The organism is Massilia sp. P2_C2 (assembly GCF_056404615.1).
Genome location: NZ_JBFUDR010000483.1, coordinates 1 through 3,178, shown reverse-complemented (window position 1 = coordinate 3,178; position 3,178 = coordinate 1). Strand labels below are relative to the sequence as shown.

General features: G+C 71.2%; 3 protein-coding genes. All 3 read right to left on the bottom strand.

All coding sequences use genetic code 11. The annotated features are described in order from the left end of the window. On the bottom strand, window positions 1-1,458 hold a 1,458-nt coding region (locus AC1DYX_RS29760; RefSeq protein ID WP_477265619.1), incomplete at its 3' end, for a DUF5682 family protein. Continuing rightward, a complete protein-coding gene (locus tag AC1DYX_RS29755) occupies window positions 1,455-2,543 on the bottom strand; it encodes an ATP-binding protein (RefSeq protein WP_477265617.1) in 1,089 nt (362 codons plus the stop codon). The genes AC1DYX_RS29760 and AC1DYX_RS29755, both read right to left, overlap by 4 nt. Before the next feature lie 33 nt (window positions 2,544-2,576). Beyond that, on the bottom strand, window positions 2,577-3,178 hold a 602-nt coding region (locus AC1DYX_RS29750; RefSeq protein WP_477265615.1), incomplete at its 5' end, for a DUF4132 domain-containing protein.

The window sequence follows — 3,178 nt, the reverse complement described above, 5'->3', positions numbered from 1 at the left end:
CTGCCATTCCTCGACCAGCAGGTCCAGCCGGGCGGCGCCGGCGAAATCCGGACCCGCGCGCCAGCGGGCGACCGGGACGCCGAGGTAATCCATCAGGTGCAGGAAGCGGCTGCGCAGGCGGTGATTGTCCTTGCGGTACAGGTCCAGGCGCACGGTGCGGGCCGTGCTGTCCTCGAGCCGGATGCCGTGCGCGCGGGCGCGGCGCCGCGCGTCTTCCACGAGCGGAGGCGATCCGCCGGACGGCGGAATGTCACCCATCGCGCTGCCGCCCAGGTAATGCCGGAGGTCGGCCGCAAAGCCCGCGTTGCCCTCGTCCAGGGCGCCCTTGACGAAGCAGGAACGGATCGCATCGAGCACGTCTTCCCGTCCGGGTCCCGCGTGGCCGCGCAACTGCGCCAGGCGCATGGCATGCAGTACGGCCGCCTGCACGTCCGCAGTCGACGCCTGTTCGGCGAGCCCGCGCGCACGGCCCGCGCGCGCCAGGCCGGTGATGGCGTCGGCGCCGACCCGGTGCAGGTCCGGCCCGTCCGCCGCCGCCTGTGCGCTCTGCCACACCCATTGGTACCAGGCCGGGGAGGGCATGCCGGCCCCGTAGCCGTTCAGCGCGTCCAGTCGGTCGAAACTGTAGCGGATCAGCCAGTCCTGCCCCGGCGGATCGGATCGCTCGCGCCGCTGTGCCGGGGGCGGGGATGCGAGCATGTCCTGCAGCGCCATCGTGTGAAAGCCGCCGGTCACGACGACGATGGGCCCCGTCCGGCCCGCGGCCGCGAGTGCCGTACGGTGCCGGCGGATGTGGGCCGCCATGTGCCGCTCGCGCGCCAGGCTGCCCTCGGCCTCCAGCACTTCCGTTTCATAGCACACCCGCGCCAGCGCGCAATAGGCGAAGACGTCGGCGAAGAACGCACGCCAGTCGCGCAGCGCGTCGGGCAGGCGCAGTTCGAACAGATGGTCCCACAACTCGTCCTGGTCGCGGCAACCGCTGGCGGCGGCCAGCGCCTTCAGGTAAGCGCTATGGGCCAGGTAGCGCTCCGCCATCAGGTTGCGCGCATGCCCGTCCGCTTCGTCGTCGGCGCCGGCCCGCGCCTGCCAGGGCAGGTCGATGAAGGCCGCTTGCGCACCCGTTTCGCGGGCCAGGCGCAGCGCGACCCATTCCGGGCTGTAGTCGCAGAACGGGAAGAACGCGCTGCGTCCGCCGGCATCGTCATCGCCGGGTGCTGCGGCGGCATGGCTCAGGATCGCCACCGGCGGCCGCGTGCGCTCATCGTGCAGCAGGGGGAGCAGCGCGTCGAACGTGTCCGGTCCTTCGATGAGGATGATGGCCGGCCGCAGCGCGCGCACCATCGCCTGCAGGGCGAGGGCGCAGGCCGGGCTGTGATGGCGTACGGGGGCGAAATGCACGTCGTCCAGCGCCATGCGATCGAGGCCGGCGCGCACGGCCGCCGGCATGTCCGCCATCATGGCCACAGGCTGCGCGTCGCGTCGCCGAACGCCTTCCATGCGCCGTCGCGGCGGCCACGCTCGCGCACGACGGTGTCGAAGTAGTGCTGCACGCGCTTGACGTCGTCCGCGCTGTCCTTCAGCAGCACGCCCTGCAACTGGTTGGCGACTTCGCGCGGCGAGACGGTGCCGCCGCCGAGGAAGCGCGCTTCGAGCGCCRCCGCATGCAGCACGTTGACGGCTTCCGCGGTCGACATCACGGCATCCAGCGTCTTGAGCGGCGTGCCGTCCTGCGTGCGGCCCGCGCGCAGTTCCTGGAACACGGTGACGAGGAGGCCGGCGACGTCGCGTTCGATGCGCGCGTCGACGGCGGCGGCAGCGAGCTCGCGCCGCACCTGGTCCATGACCAGCTCCACCTCGAAGGCATGGTCGCGGATCGGGCGCACGGTCTCGAAATTGAAGCGGCGCTTGAGGGCCGACGACATCTCGTGCACCCCGCGGTCGCGCAGGTTGGCCGTGGCGATCACGTTGAATCCGCGCCGCGCATGTACACGCGCACCTTCGCCCAGCTCGGGCACGACGATCTGCTTTTCCGACAGCAGCGAAATCATCGTGTCCTGGATCTCGGGCGGACAGCGCGTGATCTCTTCGAAGCGTACCAGCTTGCCGGCGGCCATGCCGCGGTACATGGGCGACGGCACGAGCGCCCGTTCGCTCGGGCCTTCCGCGAGCAGCAGCGCGTAATTCCACGCGTAGCGGATGTGGTCCTCGGTCGTGCCGGCCGCACCCTGGATCGTCAGCGCGGAATCGCCGCTGATCGCGGTGGCCAGCAATTCGGACAGCAGCGATTTCGCCGTGCCCGGCTCGCCGAACAGCATCAGGCCCTGGTTGCCCATCAGCGTGACGATGGCGCGGTCGACGAGCGGATCGTCGCCGTAGAACTTGCGCGCGACGGAGAGCAGCTCGTCGCCGAGGATGAAGCGGCGCACGGCGCGCGGCGATAGCATCCAGCCTTCGGGCCGCGGATCGCGGTCGGCCGCGCGCAGCCGCTCCAGTTCGTCGCGATAGCGGTCTTCGGCGCTGCTGCGCAGGATGGCGGTCGTCATGTCGGGATTGTCTCTCGTCGGTTGTGTCATGGGTCACCAGGGCATCTTGCGTTCCCAGTCCGGGTCGAACCCGGCGCAGGCGGCGGCCACCGCGTGGTAGTCGCCATAGGCTTCGGCCAGCAGGACCGGCGGCACGTCGCCCAGCGCGACCTTGCCCGCGCCGCCGAAGCCGCGCACGGTGCCCAGGCGGACGAACGACAGGGTCTTGAGCGCGGCCGGGACGTTCTCTTCGGGCAGCGCGTTGCCGGAGAACTCGATGCGCACCTGCAGGCCGGCGCTGGCGAAGTCCTTCGTGTACTCCATGAAGACGCCGCCGTCCTCCGCCGCGGCGCGCTGGTAGCCCACCTTGCCGAAGGCGCCGCGCAAGGTGAACGCGTCGCTGGTCCAGCCGAGGCGGTCCGCAATGCTGTCCGCCGCCGGGTCGACCACGAGGGGCGGACGGCGGGCCAGTTGCGCGAACAGCGGCGTCACCTTGTAATCCTTGAAGTGGGCGAGCCACGCGCGGGCCGTGTCGGCGTCGAGCAGGGCCGCATGGGCCAGGCCCACGCGCGCGTCCGGTTCGAGGTCGATCTCGCCGTCGGCGGCGTCGATCAGGCTGCCGTCCTCCGTCGGACGGAATACGCCCGATGCCGTAC